2 protein-coding genes are annotated in these 1,724 nt (G+C 69.4%); both read right to left on the reverse strand.

Annotated elements, in window-relative coordinates; all coding sequences use genetic code 11:
* Nucleotides 1–199: 199 nt before the first annotated feature.
* On the reverse strand, nt 200–475 hold the full coding sequence (locus tag AB1609_23095) for an AtpZ/AtpI family protein (protein MEW6049322.1): 276 nt from the start codon (nt 473–475) through the stop codon (nt 200–202).
* A 60-nt stretch (nt 476–535) separates the two neighbouring features.
* On the reverse strand, nt 536–1,724 hold a 1,189-nt coding region (gene wecB, locus AB1609_23100), incomplete at its 5' end, for a UDP-N-acetylglucosamine 2-epimerase (non-hydrolyzing) (protein ID MEW6049323.1).

The raw sequence follows: 1,724 nt of genomic DNA on the forward strand, positions 1-1,724 counted from the left end.
TGCCCACCGGAAGGCCGGCCACCACACCCAGCGCGGCGTCCGGAAACCCCAGCATCGCTGCGGCCAGCGCCTCGCCAAGCCCGATGACGGCCAGAAGCCACGTGCGCTCACGGATGAGCCTGTTCACGGCCGCCACCCTGTACCATGTACGCCGCGCGCACGCCCATCCCTTTGCAACCTGAAGAAGCGCGATCCCCGTTCACTCCGGCGGGCCGTGCCGCCGCCGGCCGCTCTTTGATTCGAGCCGGATGACTTCCCGAATCAGCGAGTACAGCGACACCCCGATCGCAAGCAGCACGCCGGTCAGGCCCAGCCACGGCGCCGTGCCCCAGCGGCGATCCAGGTAGTTGCCGCCCAGCGCCCCCACAATCAGGGCCGCAGCCGTGTTGAAGCCCCAGGAAAGCAGAGTAGCGTAACGGATCAAATCAGCCCAGGGCGAACGGTCCGGCTTGCGGCCCTTAGGCCCTTGCGCCACGGCAACTCTCCCTGCGAGGCCGCCGCATGACAGCGCGGCATATTATACTGAAAGCTTCTCCTAATTGCAACGCTTTTCACCATCCCTGCCGCCGACGCCCCGCTCCCGGCCCGGCGGCCGGGGCTCAAACGGGTCGGGGCCGGTGCTGGACAAGCCCAGAGCGTGCTTGAGTGCCTGGACGATGCGCTGAGAAGCCTTGCCGTCCCCGTACGGGTTGACGGCCCTTGCCATCCGGTCGTAGGCTGTGCGGTCTTCCAGCAGGCGGCTGGCCTCGGCGACGATGCGATCCGTATGGGTACCGACCACCCGGGCGCAGCCGGCCTCCACGCCTTCGGGGCGCTCGGTTACCTGGCGCAGGACCAGTACCGGTTTGCCTAGAGCCGGCGCTTCCTCTTGAAGGCCCCCCGAGTCGGTGAGCACGAGGCAGGCGGCTTTCAGCAGCGGCACGAACGAAGGATAGTCGGGCGGGTCGAGCAGCACCACCCGCTCGCTTCCGCCCAGCTCTTCGAGGGCCACGCTCCGCACCGCCGGGTTTGGATGCACGCTCACCACCACGGCGATGTCCGGGAATCGCCGCGCCAGTTCCCGGAGGGCCCGGTAAACGGCCCGGTGGGGCTCGCCCCAGCTCTCCCGCCGGTGGGTCGTTACGAGCACCAGCCGGCGGCCCATCTCGAGATGGCGCCGGACCTGCTCCTGCTCCACGGGGCCGCTTGCCTGGGCGGCCGCCAGCAGCGCATCGATCACCGTGTTACCGGTGAGCCAGATCCGCTCGCGGGCCACCCCTTCGCGCTCCAGCCGCTCGGCCGCCCGGCGGGTCGGGGCGAAGTGCCAGCGCGCAAGCACAGAGGTCAGCCGGCGGTTGATCTCCTCGGGGAACGGCTGGTAGGGGTCTCCGGTCCGGAGGCCTGCCTCCACGTGCCCCACCGGTATGCGGTGGTAGAACGCCGCCAGCGACGCGGCGAAAGTCGTGGTGGTATCACCCTGCACCAGCACCACGCCGGGTCTGTGGCGCTCGAAGAGTTCGTCGAGCCCGGAGAGCGAGGCGCACGTGATGTGTGTGAGGGATTGGTTGTGTTCCATGAGCGCGAGGTCGGCGACCGGGTGCAGGCCGAAGACGCGCAGCACCTGATCGAGCATCTCCCTGTGCTGGCCCGTCACGGCGGGCCGCACCTCGAACTCGGGCGCCGCCTCAAGGGCCTTGATAACGGGGGCCAGCTTGATGGCCTCGGGGCGGGTGCCGAAGACGGGC

The organism is Bacillota bacterium, assembly GCA_040754675.1.
In the GTDB taxonomy this organism is placed as follows: domain Bacteria; phylum Bacillota; class Limnochordia; order Limnochordales; family Geochordaceae; genus Geochorda.